Below are 17,146 nucleotides of genomic sequence, written 5' to 3'. Positions count from 1 at the left end.
GTCCGGTCGCCGCCGACCACGGCGGGCCGGTGCTCAGCTCCGGGAGCCGCGAACCTCCAGGGAGTCGAGCAGTTCCGCGGTGGCCTGCGCGATGGTGTCCACCGCGCGGTCGAACGCCGCCGCGTTGTGCGCGGCGGGCTGCCGGAACCCGGAGATCTTGCGGACGTACTGCACCGCCGCCGCCCGCACATCACCGTCGGTGACCTGCTCGGCGTAGGGCGGGCGGAGGGTCTTGATGCTTCGGCACATACCTCGCATTCTCCTCTTTCGGAGTGGCCCGCGTAGCGGGTCGGGCTGCGGAACCTCAGCGGCTTGCTCGCTGCGGGATCGATTTCGCGGGTACCTCCGCCCCGAGGGAAATCGCTGGTCCGCGCGAGGAAGCCGCTGAGAACGGGCTGGTGGTCGTTCCGCTCACCCCGGCCACCGGTCATCGGTTTGCCCGCTGAGAAGACACTTGATCTGCATGGGCACCTGGGCTGCTGTGCTTCACCTGTACTCGGGTCCCGGCCCCGGCCGATGTGACCCGTGGTGGGCTCCGTCCGGCCGGGACGTGGGGCGCGGGCCTTACGACCAGGTCGGTACCGGGCCGTGGTGGCGCCAGGCGGTGCCGCGGCGTTCGTGGTCGAAGAGGTCCTCCACTGCTCGCGCCACCAGTGGGCCGAGTTCCCGCTCCAGCAGGTGGAGGGCCAGGTCGATTCCGGAGCTGACCCCGCCAGCGGTGATCAGGTCGCCGTCGTCGACGACGCGGGCGTCGATCACGTGGGCGCCGGTCGCGGCGAAGTCCGCCAACCCCATCCGGTTCGTGGTGGCGTTGCGGCCGACGAGCAGCCCGGCCATGCCGAACACGACCGAGCCGCCGCACACCGTGGCGACCGTCGTCCCCGGGCGCAGCATCGCCTCTTCGAGCCGGCCGCCCAGTTCCGAGCGAGCGGCCGCCGCCAGCCGCTCGTTGATCGCTTCGACCATGCCGCCGGAGCCGTCGCCCGGAGCGGCGCCGGGCACGATGATCAGGTCGGCCCGGTCCGCGTCCACGGTCGCCGTCGCTCGCAGGGTGACGCCGCCGACGCCGGAGCTGACCTCGCGGGGGCTTTCGGCGGTGGCGAACTCGCCGGTGAGCAGGCCGCCGGTGGCGCCGCCGCCGGCGAGCAGCGTCTCGTACGGGCCGATGGCGTCGAGCGGGTCGAACCCGTCGAACAGAACGAACTGCGCGTGCATGGTGGGGCCTTTCCTCGCCGAACCGCTTGCGAGCTCCACGCTAGGGACGGGGACAGGCTGCCGACTGTGGCGAAAACGTCAGCTTCCACCGGATTCCGGCCACCCGCTCGGTTCCGGTGGTAGCTGTGGATTCGGCTCCTTCCCGAGCCGCGATCTCCGCCGACGAACAGGTTCCGCCATGCACACCGTTGCCGTGCTCGCTCTAGATCCGGTCATCGCGTTCGACTTGTCCATCCCGGTCAACGCCTTCGGACTGGCCCGGCTTCCGGACGGATCGCCTACGAGGTCCGGGTGTGCGCGGTGGCCGATGAAGTCAGCGCCGGCGCGTTCACGCTGCGGGCGCCGTGGGGGCTGGAAGGGCTCCGCGGCGCGGACACGGTGATCGTGCCCGGCCAGTCGGATCCGACGCTCCCGGTGCCCGTGGAGGCGCTCGCGGCGCTGCGGAGCTCCGAGGCGAACGGGAGCCGCATCGCCTCGATCTGCTCGGGCGCGTTCGTGCTGGCCGAGGCGGGGTTGCTCGACGGGCGGCGGGCGACCACGCATTGGCTCGGCACCGGCGAGCTCGCCCGCCGCTACCCGCTGATCGACGTCGATCCGGACGTGCTCTACGTCGACGCGGGGAGCATCCTCACCTCGGCCGGGGCGGCGGCGGGCATGGACCTGTGCCTGCACATGATCCGGCTCGACCACGGTTCGGCGGTCGCGGCTGATTCGGCGCGGCTCGCGGTGATGCCGCTGGAACGCGACGGCGGGCAGGCGCAGTTCATCGTGCACGAGCCGCCGGCCCCGGACGGAGCGAGTGTGCAGCCGTTGCTGTGCTGGCTGGAGGATCACCTGCACCTGCCGCTGACCTTGGCGGACATCGCCTCCCACGCCGCGTTGAGCGGGCGCACGCTCAACCGGCGGTTCCGCGAGCAGACGGGGACGACGCCGTTGCAGTGGCTGCACCGGGCGCGGCTGCGTCGGGCGCAGCACCTGCTGGAGACGACGGGCCATCCGGTGGAGCGCATCGCCGAGCAGGTCGGATTCACCTCGCCGACGACGTTCCGGGACCGGTTCAAACGGCTCGTCGGCACCAGCCCCGCCCGCTATCGGCAGGCCTTCCGCGGCAGCGTCCCGGAGCGAGACCCGGTCGGCGTCTGATCCCCGGACGGCGACCGATCCCCCGGAGATCGTCAGGGGTGTCGTCTACCGTCGAACGGATACGGCGACGAGGGGGCTGTCATGGCGACCGGTGCGGGCGAACGAGCGGAACTGCTGGGGATGCTGGCCGTGCAGCGCGACGCGCTGCTGATCACGGTCCGCGGGCTGAGCGACGAGAGCGCGGCCAGGCGCAGCACGGTCAGCGAGCTCACCCTCGGCGGCCTGGTCAAGCACGTCACCGCGGTCGAGCGGGACTGGACCCGCACCCTCCGGGGGCAGCTGTTCCGCGACGACACCACGGCGGACGACGACCGGGCCGGCCTGCGGATGCAGCCCGGCGAGACGCTCGTCGAGCTCATCGACGACTACCGGCTGGCCGCCCGCGACACCGAACGCGCCGCCACCGAACTGTCCTCAATGGACGTGATGCTCTGCTTACCCGAGACGCCCTGGTTCCCGCCGGGCACCGAGTGGTCCGCACGGTCCGTGCTGGTGCACCTGATCCGGGAGACGGCGCAACACTGCGGCCACGCCGACATCATCCGCGAGAGCATCGACGGCGCGAGCACGACGCGTCAACTCGGTGCGGACCTCGGCATCGGGTCGTGACTCAGCGTTCCTCGATGGCGTTCAGCAGGAAGCGGACGCGGTCGTGGACGGGTGCCTTCGGCAGTTCGACCAGCTCGTAGCCGTAGTCGGCGTAGGTCTCCGACATCGCCTCGAAAGTCCGCCGGGCCAGCTCCGGTGTCTGCGCGCGTTCCGCGTCGGTGCGGTAGATCTCCGGCCATGGCGGGGCGATGAAAACCCGCCGCGCATAGCGGAAATCTCGCGCGGCGGTGCGCATGTGCGCGGGCACGGGCAGGCCTTCGACGCGCAGGTAGCCGACGATGTCGGGCAGTCCGCGGTCGAAGAACACGGTGCCGTTGATGGCTGTGCGGTAGTTGCGCAGTTCCCAGCACAGCATCAGTTCCGCGAACAGCGCCGGATCGGCCCAGGGCAGCGCCGCGCCTCCGACGGCGAGCTGATCGCGGATGATGCCGCGCCCGGCTTCCTCAGACCGCTCGTGCCCGGCGGCACCGAGCCGGTCGAGCAAGGTGGTCTTGCCGGAACCCGGCCCGCCTGTCACGACGATCCGCCGCACTGTCGCCACGATGTTCCTCCTCCCCTTCGGGGTGATTCGCCCTTGACTTCGAGCTCGCTCGAACTTTTAACGTGAGTCCAGATCGGGCGGCGCCTTCGCTCTCGCGGGCTACAACCGCCCTGCTCGTGGCGGCGCGGTTCCGCCCGGTCCCCATCACCGTCTTGGAGGAGCTCATGGATCACACGGTTCCGATCGCCGCGCTCGACGACAGCTACGTGGCAGGAGATCCGCCGTGGGTGATCGGCGCACCGCAGTCGGCGGTGGTCGAACTGGAACGTACCGGTGCCATCGGGGGAGCGGTGCTCGACATCGGTTGCGGCACCGGTGAGCACACGATCCACCTGGGCCGTCTGGGCTACGACGTCCCTGGGTCTCGATTCCTCCCGGAACGCGGTGGAACGAGCTCGCGCGAACGCGGCTGAACACGGCGTCAGCGTCCGGTTCGACATCGCGGACGCGTTGCGGCTGCCTGGAGAACCGCGGTTCGACACCGTCATCGACAGCGCGCTGTTCCACGTCTTCGGCCCGCAGGACCGCGTCGCCTACGCGCGGTCGCTGCACCGGGTGAGCAATCCCGGTGCCGTGGTGCACGTCCTCGCGCTGGCCGACGTCGAGGAGAGCATCGGGCCGACGGTGAGCAGAGACGATTTCGGCGCCGCGTTCGCCGACGGCTGGGACCTGGAAGAGGTCGGCCGGACGCACTACCGCGGCATCGCCTCCGACGACAACGCGCGACGGCTGGGCGTCGAGGACGGCGCCGTCGTCGACTCCGCCGCCTGGCTTGCGCGCATCCGCCGCCGCTGAGCGACGGGGACGTCCCGCCTCGGGGGTCGGGACGTCCCCGAGGCTCCGGCGCCCATCTGAGGTGACGACCTCCTCGGACCAGTACCGAGGAAGCGGTCACCTGAGGGGCAATGTCAGGACGGGCGGCACTGCAGCGGTTCGTCGAGGCTCGCGCAGGGAACGTGGCTGCCCTGTTCCCGGATGATGTCGCTGCCGACCTGGGTGGTGAGGTACCGCAGGAAAAAGGGTTAGCCGCGTCGAATCTGTTTCGGATCGCCGATCCCGACGGACCCTCGGTTTCCCGTTTTCTCCCGCGAGCGCAGGAAATCGGCGATCGGGCCGGTCTGCCGGGGCAGGAAATGACCCGTGTGCGCCAGCCTCCGGACGACGGCGTGCGGCACCGCCCGCTCCAGAGCGCGCCGCGTTCCGGCGGAGTCGAACATGCGGTCCCGGTCGCCCACGATCACCAGCAACGGCATGGCCAGCCGCCGCAGCGCCGCGGCATCGAACCGCGGCAGCTTCTCCATGCGCGGGCGGAAATGCGACGAGACGGTCCGCGCGTACTCGGGGATGTCCGAGGTTCCGCACAACCACGACATCGCCGCACGGCCGCGTCCGAAAACCATCAGTGCCGCGGCGAACAGCACCATCTCCCGCCGCTGCCTGCCGAGCCCGCCGGGGCACAGCAGCGCCAGCCGCGTGATCCGGCCGGGCCGCCTGCTCGCGTGGTCCACCGCGAGGAAACCGCCCAATGATTCCGCCACGACCGCAACGGTTTCCAGGCCCAGCCCGTCGAACACCTCGTCCAGCCAGCGCGCGTGCGCGTCCGAGGTCAGCGGCGGCCGGGACGGCGCGCTCAGGCCGGGCTCGCCGATGAGGTCGACGGCGTGCAGCCGGAATTCGCGGGACCACTCGGGCGCGTCGGCGAACCAGTTCAGCGCGTTCGTGGAGGAACCGTGCAGCAGCACCACCGGGGGCGCGTGTTCGGGTCCGCAGCTGAGCACGAACGTGTCCCCCTGGGAGGTCGGCAGGTGCCGATGTTCGCTGGGAACCGGCCACGAAGCGAGGTGTTCGCGGTAGAGCCGGGACAGTCGCTCGGCACCCGCTTCGGAGGTGTAGATCGAGGTCATACCTGCTCCAGGAGCACGTCGATGAGTTTGAGCAGCTCGGCGGTGCGGGTGGGGGAGCCGATCACGATGAACTTGAGGCTGCCGCGGTCTTCGTCGTAGGTGGTGTCGACGCGCAGCGGCGCTTCCCCGGGTTCGCCGCGCAGCGAGCCCAGCACCGCGGAGGTCAGCCGGTCCATCGCCGCGCGGTCGATCGCGTCGATCTGCACGAAGCTGGAGGTCTCGACGTGCCGGGCCGCGGTCGCCGGAGCGGCGCGCTCACCGGTGAACTGCGCCAGGTCCTCGCGCGAGATCCGGTACTGCTTGCCCACGCGGACCGCGTTCAGGCGCTCGTCGCGCACATAGCCGCGCACGGTCTTGACGTGCAGCCCGAGCAGATCGGCCACCTGCTCGACGGAATACCACTGCTGATCCATGTCCGTATCACTCCCTGAATGGACCATAACAGGGAACGATAAGGAAGTTTGGGGATTTATGAGCCGAACGCTTTGTCGCCCCGTTCCTGCGGGGTTCCGGTGCGGCGTCGCCGAGTTGGGGCGGTCGGGTGGTTCGGCGGAGGAGCCCAGCGTTGACATCAAGAGCGACTGGTTCCTAATCTCGTCTACATCAGGAATCGCCGTCTACATATGAAGACGAGATGCTCATGACTTCGACTTCCACGGCGCAGGACGTCAGCCGATTCGCCGCCCGGCTCGGCGAACGGATGGACACCGGTGTGCTGTCCTTCCCGCTCACCTCGTTCACCGCAGCAGGTGAGCTCGACCTCGCCGGGCTGCGGACCTACCTGGAAGGCCAGGCCGAAGCCGAACCCGCGGCGTTCTTCGTCGCCTGCGGCACCGGCGAGTTCTTCTCGCTGACGCCCGAGGAGTACTCGTCCGTGGTGCGGACCGCCGTCGAGGTCGCGGACGGCCGGATTCCGGTGATCGCCGGCGTCGGCTACGGCTGGGCGCTGGCGCGCCAGTTCGCCGAACGCGCCGTGGACGCGGGCGCCGCCGCCGGTCTGCTGATGCCGCACTACCTGGTCAAAGCCCCGCAGGACGGGCTCGTCGAGCAGGTGCGCCGGGTCGCCGAGCACACCTCGCTGCCGCTGATCGCCTACCAGCGCGACTACGTCCGGTTCAGCGCGGAGAGCGCCGCGCTGCTCGCCGAGATCCCCACCGTCATCGGCATCAAGGACGGGCACAGCGACCTCGACGGACTGCAGCGCATCAAGCTGAGCACCCCGCCGGACTTCCTGTTCTTCAACGGAGCCGCCACCGCCGAAATGCAGGCCCGCGCCTACTCGGCGATCGGCATCAGCCCCTACTCCTCGGCGGTGCACGCGTTCGCCCCCGAGATCGCGAAGGCCTTCTTCGGCGCCCTGCGCGCCGATGAACAGGATCGGGTCGACGAGCTGCTGCGCGAGTTCTACTTCCCGCTGGTCGAACTCCGGGACCGCAAGGCCGGGTACGCGGTGTCGCTGGTGAAGGCCGGCGCGCGGCTGCGCGGTCTGCCGGTCGGCCCGGCCCGGGCGCCGCTGATCGATCCCTCCGCCACCGACGTCGCCGAGCTCGACAAGCTGATCACGACGGGCCTGGCGCTCGTCGACCAGGCCTGAACAGGGAGAACACTCATGTCCGAGAGCATCCGCATCGCCGAGGTCCGTGTCACCCCGATCCTGATCAGCGACCCGCCGCTGCTGAACGTGCAGGGCGTGCACCAGCCCTACACGCCGCGCACGATCATCGAGGTCGTCACCGAGAACGGGGTGAGCGGCATCGGCGAGACCTACGGCGACACCGACTACCTGAAGATCGCGCAGGCGTTCGGCCCGAAACTCATCGGGCAGCCGCTGACCGCCCGCAACGACCTGTTCGCCAGGGTCACCGCCGCGGCCGCCGAAGTCGACATCGCGCAGATCGACAACACCGTGGTCGCCGAAGGCCTCCGCGGTGCCCGCACCGAGGTGAAACTGGTGCACAGCGTCGTGTCCGGATTCGAGGTGGCGCTGCTCGACGCGCTGGGCCGCGAGACCGGGCTGCCGGTGCACGCGCTGCTCGGCGGCAAGGTCCGAGACCGCGTGGAGTACAGCGGCTACCTATTCTACCGCTGGGCCGAGCACCCCGTGGCGGGCGAACCCGAGGACGACTGGGGTGCGGCGCTGGACCCGGCGGGCGTCGTCGAGCAGGCGCGGCAGTTCGCCGACCGCTACGGATTCAAGTCCTTCAAGCTCAAGGGCGGCGCCTTCGAACCGAAGCAGGAAGTCGCGGCGATCCACGCCCTGCACGAGGCGTTCCCGGACGCGCCGCTGCGGCTGGATCCGAACGGCGCCTGGTCGGTTCAGACGAGCCTGGAGGTCGCCGCGGCGCTGGAGGGCGTCGCCGAATACCTGGAGGACCCCACTGCGGGCACCGAGCAGATGGCCCAGGTCGCCGCGAAGACCAGCCTGCCACTGGCCACCAACATGTGCGTGACCGCGATCGACGAGGTTCCGGCCGCGTTCACCAGCGACGCCGTGCAGGTCGTGCTCTCCGACCACCACTACTGGGGCGGACTGCGCGCGACTCAGGACCTGGCCGCGGTCTGCCGCACCTACGGCAAGCAGCTGTCGATGCACTCCAACACGCACCTGGGCATCAGCCTGGCCGCGATGACCCACGTGGCGGCCACCATCCCCGAGCTGTACTACGCGTGCGACACGCACCGGCCGTGGCAGACCGAGGACGTCATCACGGTGCCGCACACCTTCACCGACGGCGCCGTGGAAGTCACCGACGCGCCCGGGTTGGGCATCGAACTGGACCGGGAGTCGCTGGCGAAGCTGCACCGGCGTTGGCTCGACAGCGACGTCCGGGACCGCGACGACGCCGCCGCGATGCGCCGCGTGCACCCGGAGTGGACCGCCCCGGCCTTCCCCGTCTGGTGATCGGGTATTGAGCTCTTTCTGAATGGCTCGCGTGGGTGTCCGGTAGCGGAACCTCAGCGGCTTCCTCGCGGTGGGATCGAATTCCGATACACGGCGAAAACGCCGTCCTTGCGAGGAAGCCGCTGAGAACCCGCCGGTGGTCGGCCTGCTCAAGCTGGTCACTGCACGGCGGCTCCGCCGCTGACAATGACGCAAAGATCTCCCTTCGGGAATTTCCCTCTCTCGCGCACTGAATCCGTGCTGACGAACTGAAAACCGGAGACGTCAATGACGACGGTGCCGCCTGCGTCCACAGTGGACGATCCCGCGCTGAGCAGCGCGGTCGGCAAGTTCTTCCGACGCATGATTCCGCTCGTGGTGCTCATGCTGATCATCAACCAGATGGACCGCACGAACATCGGGTTCGTGCGCAACGACCTGGAAGCGGATCTGGGCATCGGCGCCGCGGCTTACGGGCTCGGCGCGGGCCTGTTCTTCGTCGCCTACGCCATCTTCGAAATGCCGAGCAACATGCTCATGGAGCGCTTCGGCGCCCGGGTCTGGCTGACCCGCATCATGATCAGCTGGGGTCTGGTGGTGTTCGCGATGGCGTTCATCACCGACACCACCACGTTCTACGTGATGCGGCTCCTGCTGGGTGTGGCGGAGGCGGGCTTCTTCCCCGGCGTCATGTACTACTTCACCCGCTGGCTGCCGGACCGGTATCGAGGCCGGGCCGTCGCGATCTTCCTGGGCGGCTCGGCCGGGGCCTACGTGGTGACCGGTCCGGTCAGCGGCGCGCTGCTGGAGCTGGACGGTCTCGCCGGGCTGGCGGGCTGGAAGTGGATGTTCCTGTCGCAGGGCGTGTTATCGGTCCTGATCGGCATCGGCGCCGCGTTCTTCCTGGTGTCCCGCATCGGCGACGCGAAATGGCTCACCGCCGAGGAGAAGGCGGCGCTGCGCGAAGCGGTCGCCGCCGACGACGCGCAACGGGCGGACGCGGGCGAGCGGATCTCGAAGCTGCGGTTGCTCGTGAATCCGCGGGTTCTGCTGCTGTGCTTCATCTTCTTCGCCATCTCGCTGACCGGGTACACGATCACGTTCTGGCTGCCGAGCCTGGTCGACGGCATCAACGGGCTGCCGGACTTCGGCGTCGGGCTCGTCACGGCGATCCCGTGGGCGTGCGCGATCGCGGCGATGTACCTGATGGGCCGGTTCACCGACCGCACCGGTGCTCGGCGCCCGTACGTCACCGCGGCGCTGGTGGTGGCCGCGATCGGCACGTTCCTCACGACGCTGGGCGGTCCGTGGTTCGGGGTGCTGGCGATGTGCGTGGCCGCGGTCGGGTTCAAGTGCTCGGCGTCGATCTTCTGGCCGATCGCCCAGCAGGGGCTCGACGGGAAGATCGTGGCTCCGGGCATCGCCCTGGTGAACTCGCTGGGCAACCTGGGCGGGTTCGTCGCACCCACGGTGATCGGGTTCTTGGAGGAGTCGACGGGATCCACCGCGGTCGGCCTGTACGGGCTGTCGGTGGCCTCGCTGCTCGCGGCGGGCCTGGCCACGCTGATCGGCCGCAGACGCCAGGCGCCCGCGCCCGTTTGAGCGACCCGTCGGGGTCACCGGGACCGAGCCTCCCGGTTCCCCCGGCGGCCGGCGCAGGCCTCGTGCCCTTCGACGGCTGGGCGCACCGCCGATGTGTACGGTGTTGCTTTGCGGAAAAGGCGTGGTGGCCGGGGGTTTTCCGGTCGCAGGGGAGTGCGTGATGAGCGGCATGGCGGACGGGCAGAAGGGTGTGCGGGACGTCAAATCGGCGGCCCGGACGGTGGAGGTCCTGGAGGTGCTGGGCGGCCTTGAGGGCGAGCCGGTGAACCTGCGTGAACTGGCCGAACGCACCCAGGTTCCGCGCAGCAGCCTCTACGCCCTGCTCCAGACGTTGGTCGCTCGCGGCTGGGTCCGCACCGACGCCACCGGCTCGCTGTACGGGATCGGGGTGCGGGCGCTGCTGGTCGGCACCTCCTACATCGACGGTGACCTGCGCGTGGCGGAGATCAAGCCGTACCTGGACGACCTGGTGGCCGATCTCGGGGAGACGGTGCACTTCGCCCGGCTCGACGGCGCCGACGTCGTCTACCTGCTGACCCGCGAATCCAAGCACCACCTGCGTCCGTTCAGCCGGGTCGGCAGGCGGCTCCCGGCGAGCGCGACCTCGCTCGGCAAGGCACTGCTGGCCGAGCGCGACGATTCCGAGATCGCCGAGCTGCTGCCGGACCCGTTGCCGAGGTTCACCGAGTCGACGCTGGACCGCGCGGCGCTGCAGACCGATCTGGCCGCCACGCGGGAGCGCGGCTACGCGATCGAACGGGAGGAGAGCAACGTCGGCGTGCACTGCATCGGCGTCGCGCTGCGCTACGACGGTCCGGTGCAGGACGCGATCAGCTGCTCGATGCCGACCGCGCGAGTGACTCCGGAGATCCAGCGGGAAGCGGTCGAGCGGATGCTGCGGGCGCGGGACGAGATAGAGCGGGCGGCGCTGCGCTGGCCGACGTCCCAGGTCTCCTGGCGCTGATGAACGTCCACAGTGGAACGTTCTGTCGGGTCGTCGTGCGCCGGCCCGTCGGCGGTGTGGTGAACCGGTGCCCCTTCGGCCGTCGGCACGCGGCAGGTTCCCCCGGCTGGGCCTTGTGGGCGGCGACGACCGGCGCCACGCTCTGACTCGGGGGAGCTCGACCAGGGGAGCGGGCTGAGGGGAGCGTCCGATGAAGCCGGGCGAACAACAGCGTGAAGCAGGCACGACCGCTCCGGACGTGCCCGAACAGGGGCCGTCGGGTTCCGCGATGCGGGTGACTCCGCCGCGGGCGGCCGATGTTCCCGCGGCCAGGGAACCGGAGTCCGGGCGCCGGCTCGATTCGGAGTTCTCCCTCCACGCGATTCCGGGAGTGGATGTGAAGCACGCCAACGCCGCGCGGATGTACGACTACGCGCTCAACGGCGACCACAATTTCAAGATCGACCGCGAGGTCGCGGACCAGGTGTTCGCGGTGATGCCCAGCGGGCCTGCGGTCGCCCGGTCCAATCGGGCGTTCCTGCGGCGTGCCGTGGAATTCTGCGTGGACGAGGGGATCGACCAGTTCCTCGACCTCGGTTCGGGAATTCCCACCCGGGGCAACACGCACGAGATCGCGCAGGCTCGGAACCCGGATGCGCGAGTGGTGTACGTGGACAACGAGCCCGTGGCGGCCGCGCACACCCGCCAGTTGCTGCAGGGCAATCCGAACGCGGCGATGGTGCAGGCCGACGTCCGCGATCCGAGCTCGGTGCTCAACGCTGATCCGACGCGGGAGCTGCTCGACTTCTCCCGGCCGGTCGCGGTGCTGATGGTCGCGGTGCTGCACTACGTCAGCGATGCGGACGGGATCGAGGACATGCTCGCCGCGTATCGGAACCGCTGCTCGCGCGGCAGTTTCCTGGTGGTCTCGCACACAACCCAAGATCACTTGCCGGACGCCGCTCGCGAATTGCGGGAGGTGCTGGCGAAATCCGGCACCGAGGTGACTCATCGCGATCATGCCGGGGTGCGCGCGGTGTTCGAAGGTTGGCGCTTGGTGGAGCCGGGTGTGGTGTGGACGCCGCAGTGGCGGGGACCGAGACCGGGGCCGGAGGATTCCGCGCCGGAGGCGTCGGAGACGTGGTGCGGCGTGGCAGAATTGATTTGATCGACTGCCAGAGCGGTCCTTTGTAGACGATCATGCAGGGGTGATCGCGCGGCGGAATTTCCCAACATGTGAACGTGTTCGGGATCCGTCCGCAATGCGCGGGAACTCGGATGCGGCTCACAGCATGACATATGTCATTGCCGTGGCTAATTTCCGTGAGTCCGGTGGTCGGCTATTCTCCGATTCGCACGATGGTCCCGGACGAATCGCCGGGCACCATTCCGGCGTCCCGTCCATTCTCAACGCGGCAGGACGCGTCGGGTCGAGGATCGGAGTGGCACCGATGAGTCGCGCGCACCGCGCTTGGCACGGGGAGCCGTTCCCCGCTCGCCGATCGGAGTCGGCGTGACCGGAGTGCTCACCGGGTTCGCCGTCATCGGAGCCATCATCGCCGTCGGCTACCTGGTGGCGCTGCGCGGATCCCTCGGCGACCACGGTCAGGAGGTGCTGAGCAGGCTCGCGTTCTCCATCGGTACTCCGGCTCTGCTGTTCACGACGCTGGCCCGCGCAGACCTCTCCGTGATCGTCTCACTGCCGTTGCTGATCACCGCGTTGAGCACGTTCGTCGCGGCCGGTCTGTTCGTGGCGGCCGGGGTGATCCGCGGCTGGGACGTCGGCCGCACCACCATCGGCGCGCTGTGTTCCAGCTACGTCAACTCCGGCAACCTCGGCATCCCCATCGCCGTCTACGTGCTCGGCGATGCCTCTCTGGTGGCGCCGGTGCTGTTGCTGCAACAGCTGGTGATCACCCCGGTCGCCCTGTCGGTGCTGGATCTGTCGCGGCCCGGCGCGCACACCTCGTGGGTCGCGCGGTTGACCACGCCGTTTCGCAATCCCGTGGTGCTCGGCTCGCTCGGCGGCGTGGCGGTCGCCGCAACCGGCCTGCACATCCCGGATGCCGTGTTCGATCCGATCAACCTGCTCGGCGGCATGGCGGTGCCCGGCGTGCTGCTGGCGTTCGGCATCTCGCTGCGCGGCGCGAGCTTGCCGGGACGAAGCCCCGAGAAGCGCGTGGTGTTCTTCTCCGTGGCGCTGAAGTCCGTCGTGCAGCCCCTGGTCGCCTGGGCGCTGGGACACTTCGTGTTCGGCCTGGCAGAGGCAGAGCTGTTCGCGGTGGTCGTGACTTCAGCACTGCCCGCCGCCCAGAACCTGTTCACCTATGCCGCCCGCTACGAAACCTCCCTCGCCCTGGCCCGGGAGTCGGTACTACTCTCAACGATCCTCGCGGCCCCCGTGATCGGCGTAGTAGCAGCCCTGCTCGGCTAACCCCCCGCCCCACACCCTGATCATCAAACTCGCAGCCGCGAACCCCACGAAGAACGAAGCAAACCCTCCTCGACGGCCGACCCGTGCAGTCGGCGGCAAAGCCCGCGAAGACCGGACAAAACCCCACTTGCCTCGCGGCGAAGCCCGTGCTTTGCGGCGAAGCCGTTCCGTTGGCGGCGAAGTCCGCGAAGGGCGGGCGAAGCCACGCCTGCCTTGCGGCCGAAGGCCGTGCCTGTATGTGCGAAGCACATAGCCCACGTCACAAAGCCGACCACCGGCGGGTTCTCAGTTGGTCTCTCGCGAGGACAGCTTTTTCCCTCGTGGCGGAGCCACTAGTGAAAAAGATCCCGCAGCGAGAGACCAACTGAGGTTCCGCTACCCGACCCCCAAAGCAAAACGAGCCGTGGAATCACCGAAGAACAGTAGTCCGGACGAAGCTCAGGGATTGGGGCCAGGAGTGGAGGTAGGCCTCTTCGTTGACGGGTTTCGTCTGCCGGGCGCGGGCGCTGAAGCCGTGTTCGGCGCCGGGGTAGGTGTGCACGATGCTCGCCCCGTGGCTGCGGCCGGTGAGCGCCGCGTTGAGCGCGTCGAAGCTCTCCCTCGGCACCAGGTCGTCCGCGCCCGGGTAGTGCATCATGACCGGCGCGTCGATGCGGGCGGCGTGTTCGGCGGCGTCGAGCGCGTGGTTCGGCGCGGCCGGGATGGGCACTGTCGGGTGGTAGGCGATCACGTTGGCGAGCCGTTTGTCCCGCCCGCCGAGCAGCAGTGCGAACCGGCCGCCGAGGCACCAGCCGATGACTCCGACTCGCCGCAGCCCGAGTTCGTTGAACATGTGCGAGAGCAGCCGCTGCTGCTCGGCGAGCGCCGTTTCGTCGTCGAGCCGCCCCATCAGCCGCACCAGCTCTTCGTGCCCGGTGTTGTCGGCGCTCGGTCCGTCCCACGGGTCCCAGGACAGCGCGGTGACGCCGGCCGCGGCGAGGTCCGCGGCGAATTCGCGCACTTGCTCGCCGATGCCGGTGAGCATCGGCAGCAGCAGCATTCCGCCGCCTTCGTCCACTTCGGGACGGGCCAGGTAGGTGCGGGAGGTGCCGACCGGCACGAACTCTCCGGTGATCTTCTCAGCCATGTGCCCCACCCTAGGCATCTCCGGTGTGTTGAGCGGTTCGGGCGGGCTCGGCGAGCAGGCCGCCTCGTGATCCACGATGTGCGGAGAGTTCCGCCGACCGCAGTGGAGGAAACGTGGCATCCGAGCCCGTCCGGTACGAGTTCGACTCCGGCATCGCCGTGCTGACCTTGGACGACCCGCCGATGAATCTGGTGGCGTTGGAGACGGTCCCGGCGTTGGAGGCCGCGTTGGACGCGGTCGAACGCGACGGTGCACGTGCGGTGATCGTGACCGGAGCGGGGGAGCGGGCGTTCTGCGCGGGCTCGGACGTCTCGGAGTTCCCCGGCTTGATGCGGCCCGGTGAGGTCGTGGACAGGAAGCTGCGCAGGCAGAACGCGGCTTTCGACCGGCTGGCCGCGTTGCCGGTGCCGACGATCGCCGCGCTCGGTGGTCTCACCTACGGCGGCGGCCTGGAGATCGCGGTGTGCTGCGACCTGCTGATCGCCGAGCGGCAGGTTCGGCTGGCGTTGCCGGAGATCAAGCTCGGCATCTTCCCCGGCAGCGGTGGCACGTTCCGCGTCACCCGGCGGATCGGCCAGGTGCGGGCCAAGGAGTTGATGTTGCTCGGCGAGCCCGTCGACGCGGACACGGCGTTGTCGTGGGGACTGCTGAATCGCGTCGTGGAACGCGGTGCGGCGCTCGAGGCGGCGAAGGAGTGGGCGGCGACCCTCGCGCAGCGCCCTCGCAATTCGCTCGCCCTGTGCAAGTCCCTCATCAACGCCACTGCTGACGAGCCCGACGAGGAGATGCTCCGGCGTTCGCTCGCGGCCAGCGACGAGGCGTTCACCTCCCCCGAAGCCCGCGAGGGAGTCCGAGCCTTCTTCGCCAAGGAAACCCCTGATTTCGGCAACGGCGCTCCGGAGCACCCGGACCGCTGACTTCGGCCCGGTCAGCGGCTGCTTTCGCGGACCACCACGACGGGGCAGGTGGCGTGCTGGACGCAGTGCTGGCCGACGGAGCCGAGCAGGGCTCCGGTGAAGCCGCCGTGGCCGCGGCTGCCGACGACGAGCAGGTCGGCCCCGGCGGCGGCGTCGAGCAGTGCCTTGGCCGGACTGCCTTGCGCGACGACGTGCTGGACGGGCACCCGCGATGCACCGGCCACGTCGTGCACCGCGTCCCGCAACGTCCGTGCGGTGACGTGGCCTGCGTCGTCCGGCGCCCAGCCGTAGATGGGGGACAGGTCCCAGGCCATGAGTGCGGTGATCGCCCCGCCGGTCAGGTCCGCGTGCCACAGCGCCCAGCGCAGCGCGGCGCGGGACGAGGCGGAGCCGTCCACTCCGGTCACGATCTGATAGGTCTCGGTCATGTGCGCCCTCCCTGCGGCAGTAACACCGTGCCGCACGTCCCGAGTGGTCGCATCGCGACGTTGACCAGCAACGATCACGTTCGGCGCGGGCTCGGTGGCGGTATCGGCGGTGATGCCGATCGCATTCCCAACCTGTTGGATTGGGTTTACAGGGGCGTCGGGGCCTGGCTAGGTTCTTGATATGCCGCAGCGGCCGATGCTCACCACCCGGGATCACGTGGATCTGTCCCGGGTGTCCTCGGCGCTCTGTCGCCGCTGAGCCGGCCCGGCTCCGCCGACTCGTCCCGGCGCCGCTGATCCCTTCTCTCCAGCTGTCCTATGTGGACGAATGCTGGTTCCGCTCATCCCGCGCGCGGGGGCGTACCTGCTCGCGCGCTCCTTGCTGGAGGACTCATGCCTACCCGCTCCACGCGGCGTTCCTTCTTGTCCAAACTGGCCGTCGCCCCGCTCGCGCTGAGCCCGCTCGCCGCGGCGGCCTGCGGCGGCAACGATGCGGTCCGCGAGGACGGCAGCGTCGACCTCACCAAGGTCACGCTGACCATCGGAGACCAGGCGGGCATCCAGCAGTCCCTGGTGGAGGCCGCGGGCGTGCTCGACGGCACGCAGTACCAGGTGAACTGGTCCCAGTTCGCCGCCGCCGCACCGCTGTTGGAGGCGCTGCGCAGCGGAGCGGTCGACATCGGGCTGGCGGGCGACGCGCCGACGCTCAACGCCCTCGGTTCCGGTGCCGACATCAAGATCGTCTCGGCGACCAGGTCCCAGCAGCAGTACGGGCTGGCCATCGTCGTGCCGAAGGGCTCCCCGATCAAGTCGGTGGCCGACCTGCGCGGCAAGACCGTCTCGCCCACCACTCCCGGCAGCGTCGGGCACTACCTGCTGCTCAGCGCGCTGCGCGAAGCCGGGCTGTCCGCGAACGACGTGCGGATCAGCTTCTTGGAACCGGTCAACGCCAGCGCCGCGCTGAGCTCCGGAGCCATCGACGCCTGGTCCACCTGGGACCCCTACACCGCGGCGGCCCAGCTCGATCAGGGCGCGACCGTGCTGCGCGACGCGCAAGGCCTCGCCTACGGGCTCAGCTTCATCAACGCCTACCAGGAGGCCCTTGACGATCCGGGCCGCCGCGCCGCCATCCGCGACTTCGTCGGCCGGTACAACAAGGCGCTGGACTGGGCGCGGGCCGAGCCCGCGGAGAACGCGCGGATCTACGGCGAGATCAGCCACCGCCCGCCGAACGTGGCCCGGCTGGTCTCCGACCGTTCGCAGCGCATCGGCGGCCCCGTCGACGAGCAGGTGACCACCCAATTGCAGGAGGTCGCCGACAACTACCGGGAATTCGGCGTGCTGCGCGAACATCTGGTGATCGGTGATCACGTCGATCGCGGCCTGTACTGATCGGGGCGCGG

At 69.6% G+C, this 17,146-nt stretch carries 19 protein-coding genes and 1 pseudogene; 13 read left to right on the top strand and 7 right to left on the bottom strand.

What is annotated here, in order from left to right; all coding sequences use genetic code 11:
- Window positions 1-33: 33 nt before the first annotated feature.
- Window positions 34-249 (bottom strand): DUF2277 domain-containing protein, encoded by a 216-nt coding sequence (locus tag H2Q94_RS17285; protein ID WP_243788223.1) that lies wholly within the window; start codon window positions 247-249, stop codon window positions 34-36.
- Between the two features lie 315 nt (window positions 250-564).
- Complete coding sequence (locus H2Q94_RS17280) at window positions 565-1,215, bottom strand: DJ-1/PfpI family protein (protein WP_243788222.1); 651 nt, start codon at window positions 1,213-1,215, stop codon at window positions 565-567.
- A 178-nt stretch (window positions 1,216-1,393) separates the two neighbouring features.
- Here H2Q94_RS17280 and H2Q94_RS17275 point away from each other — a divergent pair.
- Window positions 1,394-2,358, top strand: a pseudogene (locus tag H2Q94_RS17275) (GlxA family transcriptional regulator).
- An 81-nt stretch (window positions 2,359-2,439) separates the two neighbouring features.
- Window positions 2,440-2,967, top strand: coding sequence for a DinB family protein (locus tag H2Q94_RS17270; protein WP_243788221.1), 528 nt, complete (start codon window positions 2,440-2,442; stop codon window positions 2,965-2,967).
- A gap of 1 nt (window position 2,968) precedes the next feature.
- On the opposite strand, the gene H2Q94_RS17265 is transcribed toward H2Q94_RS17270, so the two are convergent.
- Window positions 2,969-3,508, bottom strand: a complete 540-nt coding sequence (locus H2Q94_RS17265) for an AAA family ATPase (protein WP_243788220.1) — start codon at window positions 3,506-3,508, stop codon at window positions 2,969-2,971.
- A 164-nt stretch (window positions 3,509-3,672) separates the two neighbouring features.
- On the opposite strand from H2Q94_RS17265, the gene H2Q94_RS17260 reads away from it, so the two are divergent.
- Window positions 3,673-3,921: a class I SAM-dependent methyltransferase gene (locus H2Q94_RS17260; RefSeq protein ID WP_243788219.1), complete on the top strand. Its 249-nt coding sequence runs from the start codon at window positions 3,673-3,675 to the stop codon at window positions 3,919-3,921.
- Window positions 3,893-4,303, top strand: coding sequence for a class I SAM-dependent methyltransferase (locus H2Q94_RS17255; protein WP_243788218.1), 411 nt, complete (start codon window positions 3,893-3,895; stop codon window positions 4,301-4,303). The genes H2Q94_RS17260 and H2Q94_RS17255 overlap by 29 nt, the downstream gene beginning before the upstream one ends.
- A gap of 227 nt (window positions 4,304-4,530) precedes the next feature.
- Here the strand turns inward: H2Q94_RS17255 and H2Q94_RS17250 are convergent, their stop codons facing one another.
- Both H2Q94_RS17250 and H2Q94_RS17245 read right to left on the bottom strand, forming a co-directional pair.
- Window positions 4,531-5,412 (bottom strand): alpha/beta fold hydrolase, encoded by an 882-nt coding sequence (locus tag H2Q94_RS17250; protein ID WP_243788217.1) that lies wholly within the window; start codon window positions 5,410-5,412, stop codon window positions 4,531-4,533.
- On the bottom strand, window positions 5,409-5,825 hold the full coding sequence (locus H2Q94_RS17245) for a helix-turn-helix domain-containing protein (protein WP_243788216.1): 417 nt from the start codon (window positions 5,823-5,825) through the stop codon (window positions 5,409-5,411). Before H2Q94_RS17245 ends, H2Q94_RS17250 begins: the two co-directional genes overlap by 4 nt.
- A gap of 227 nt (window positions 5,826-6,052) precedes the next feature.
- Here H2Q94_RS17245 and H2Q94_RS17240 point away from each other — a divergent pair, with 227 nt between their 5' ends.
- The 6 genes from H2Q94_RS17240 (at window position 6,053) to H2Q94_RS17215 (ending at window position 13,272) form a co-directional block, all read left to right on the top strand.
- Window positions 6,053-7,006, top strand: a complete 954-nt coding sequence (locus H2Q94_RS17240; protein WP_243788215.1) for a 5-dehydro-4-deoxyglucarate dehydratase — start codon at window positions 6,053-6,055, stop codon at window positions 7,004-7,006.
- A 15-nt stretch (window positions 7,007-7,021) separates the two neighbouring features.
- Window positions 7,022-8,314 carry a glucarate dehydratase family protein gene (locus H2Q94_RS17235; RefSeq protein WP_243788214.1) on the top strand — a complete coding sequence of 431 codons (1,293 nt, stop codon included), beginning with the start codon at window positions 7,022-7,024 and terminating at the stop codon, window positions 8,312-8,314.
- Between the two features lie 267 nt (window positions 8,315-8,581).
- Window positions 8,582-9,895 (top strand): MFS transporter, encoded by a 1,314-nt coding sequence (locus tag H2Q94_RS17230; protein WP_243788213.1) that lies wholly within the window; start codon window positions 8,582-8,584, stop codon window positions 9,893-9,895.
- A gap of 160 nt (window positions 9,896-10,055) precedes the next feature.
- A complete protein-coding gene (locus tag H2Q94_RS17225) occupies window positions 10,056-10,859 on the top strand; it encodes an IclR family transcriptional regulator (RefSeq protein ID WP_243788212.1) in 804 nt (267 codons plus the stop codon).
- Window positions 10,860-11,049: 190 nt separating this feature from the next.
- Complete coding sequence (locus tag H2Q94_RS17220; protein ID WP_243788211.1) at window positions 11,050-12,006, top strand: SAM-dependent methyltransferase; 957 nt, start codon at window positions 11,050-11,052, stop codon at window positions 12,004-12,006.
- A gap of 345 nt (window positions 12,007-12,351) precedes the next feature.
- Window positions 12,352-13,272 carry an AEC family transporter gene (locus H2Q94_RS17215; RefSeq protein ID WP_243788210.1) on the top strand — a complete coding sequence of 307 codons (921 nt, stop codon included), beginning with the start codon at window positions 12,352-12,354 and terminating at the stop codon, window positions 13,270-13,272.
- A gap of 409 nt (window positions 13,273-13,681) precedes the next feature.
- Here H2Q94_RS17215 and H2Q94_RS17210 read toward each other — a convergent pair whose 3' ends face one another.
- Complete coding sequence (locus H2Q94_RS17210; protein WP_243788209.1) at window positions 13,682-14,398, bottom strand: dienelactone hydrolase family protein; 717 nt, start codon at window positions 14,396-14,398, stop codon at window positions 13,682-13,684.
- Window positions 14,399-14,511: 113 nt separating this feature from the next.
- Between H2Q94_RS17210 and H2Q94_RS17205 the strand changes: the two genes are divergently transcribed.
- Window positions 14,512-15,315 (top strand): enoyl-CoA hydratase/isomerase family protein, encoded by an 804-nt coding sequence (locus tag H2Q94_RS17205; protein ID WP_243788208.1) that lies wholly within the window; start codon window positions 14,512-14,514, stop codon window positions 15,313-15,315.
- Window positions 15,316-15,326: 11 nt separating this feature from the next.
- Here H2Q94_RS17205 and H2Q94_RS17200 read toward each other — a convergent pair whose 3' ends face one another.
- A complete protein-coding gene (locus tag H2Q94_RS17200; protein ID WP_243788207.1) occupies window positions 15,327-15,743 on the bottom strand; it encodes a universal stress protein in 417 nt (138 codons plus the stop codon).
- A gap of 181 nt (window positions 15,744-15,924) precedes the next feature.
- Between H2Q94_RS17200 and H2Q94_RS31000 the strand changes: the two genes are divergently transcribed.
- Window positions 15,925-16,002 carry a putative leader peptide gene (locus H2Q94_RS31000; RefSeq protein WP_397545486.1) on the top strand — a complete coding sequence of 26 codons (78 nt, stop codon included), beginning with the start codon at window positions 15,925-15,927 and terminating at the stop codon, window positions 16,000-16,002.
- 134 nt (window positions 16,003-16,136) lie between these two features.
- A complete protein-coding gene (locus tag H2Q94_RS17195; RefSeq protein WP_243788206.1) occupies window positions 16,137-17,135 on the top strand; it encodes an ABC transporter substrate-binding protein in 999 nt (332 codons plus the stop codon).
- Window positions 17,136-17,146: the final 11 nt, after the last annotated feature.

It is taken from the genome of Saccharopolyspora gloriosae (assembly GCF_022828475.1).
GTDB classification, from domain to species: domain Bacteria; phylum Actinomycetota; class Actinomycetes; order Mycobacteriales; family Pseudonocardiaceae; genus Saccharopolyspora_C; species Saccharopolyspora_C gloriosae_A.
This window is presented reverse-complemented; position numbering and strand designations above follow the sequence as displayed.

What these genes read in the sequence shown, in the direction of transcription:
- H2Q94_RS17235 (WP_243788214.1), top strand. Translation starts at nt 7,022, where the DNA reads ATGTCCGAGAGCATCCGCATCGCCGAGGTCCGTGTCACCCCGATCCTG.
- H2Q94_RS17195 (WP_243788206.1), top strand. Translation starts at nt 16,137, where the DNA reads ATGCCTACCCGCTCCACGCGGCGTTCCTTCTTGTCCAAACTGGCCGTC.
- H2Q94_RS17280 (WP_243788222.1), bottom strand. Translation starts at nt 1,215, where the DNA reads ATGCACGCGCAGTTCGTTCTGTTCGACGGGTTCGACCCGCTCGACGCC.
- H2Q94_RS31000 (WP_397545486.1), top strand. Translation starts at nt 15,925, where the DNA reads ATGCCGCAGCGGCCGATGCTCACCACCCGGGATCACGTGGATCTGTCC.
- H2Q94_RS17220 (WP_243788211.1), top strand. Translation starts at nt 11,050, where the DNA reads ATGAAGCCGGGCGAACAACAGCGTGAAGCAGGCACGACCGCTCCGGAC.
- H2Q94_RS17250 (WP_243788217.1), bottom strand. Translation starts at nt 5,412, where the DNA reads ATGACCTCGATCTACACCTCCGAAGCGGGTGCCGAGCGACTGTCCCGG.
- H2Q94_RS17225 (WP_243788212.1), top strand. Translation starts at nt 10,056, where the DNA reads ATGAGCGGCATGGCGGACGGGCAGAAGGGTGTGCGGGACGTCAAATCG.
- H2Q94_RS17240 (WP_243788215.1), top strand. Translation starts at nt 6,053, where the DNA reads ATGACTTCGACTTCCACGGCGCAGGACGTCAGCCGATTCGCCGCCCGG.
- H2Q94_RS17245 (WP_243788216.1), bottom strand. Translation starts at nt 5,825, where the DNA reads ATGGATCAGCAGTGGTATTCCGTCGAGCAGGTGGCCGATCTGCTCGGG.
- H2Q94_RS17210 (WP_243788209.1), bottom strand. Translation starts at nt 14,398, where the DNA reads ATGGCTGAGAAGATCACCGGAGAGTTCGTGCCGGTCGGCACCTCCCGC.
- H2Q94_RS17270 (WP_243788221.1), top strand. Translation starts at nt 2,440, where the DNA reads ATGGCGACCGGTGCGGGCGAACGAGCGGAACTGCTGGGGATGCTGGCC.
- H2Q94_RS17230 (WP_243788213.1), top strand. Translation starts at nt 8,582, where the DNA reads ATGACGACGGTGCCGCCTGCGTCCACAGTGGACGATCCCGCGCTGAGC.
- H2Q94_RS17260 (WP_243788219.1), top strand. Translation starts at nt 3,673, where the DNA reads ATGGATCACACGGTTCCGATCGCCGCGCTCGACGACAGCTACGTGGCA.
- H2Q94_RS17285 (WP_243788223.1), bottom strand. Translation starts at nt 249, where the DNA reads ATGTGCCGAAGCATCAAGACCCTCCGCCCGCCCTACGCCGAGCAGGTC.
- H2Q94_RS17200 (WP_243788207.1), bottom strand. Translation starts at nt 15,743, where the DNA reads ATGACCGAGACCTATCAGATCGTGACCGGAGTGGACGGCTCCGCCTCG.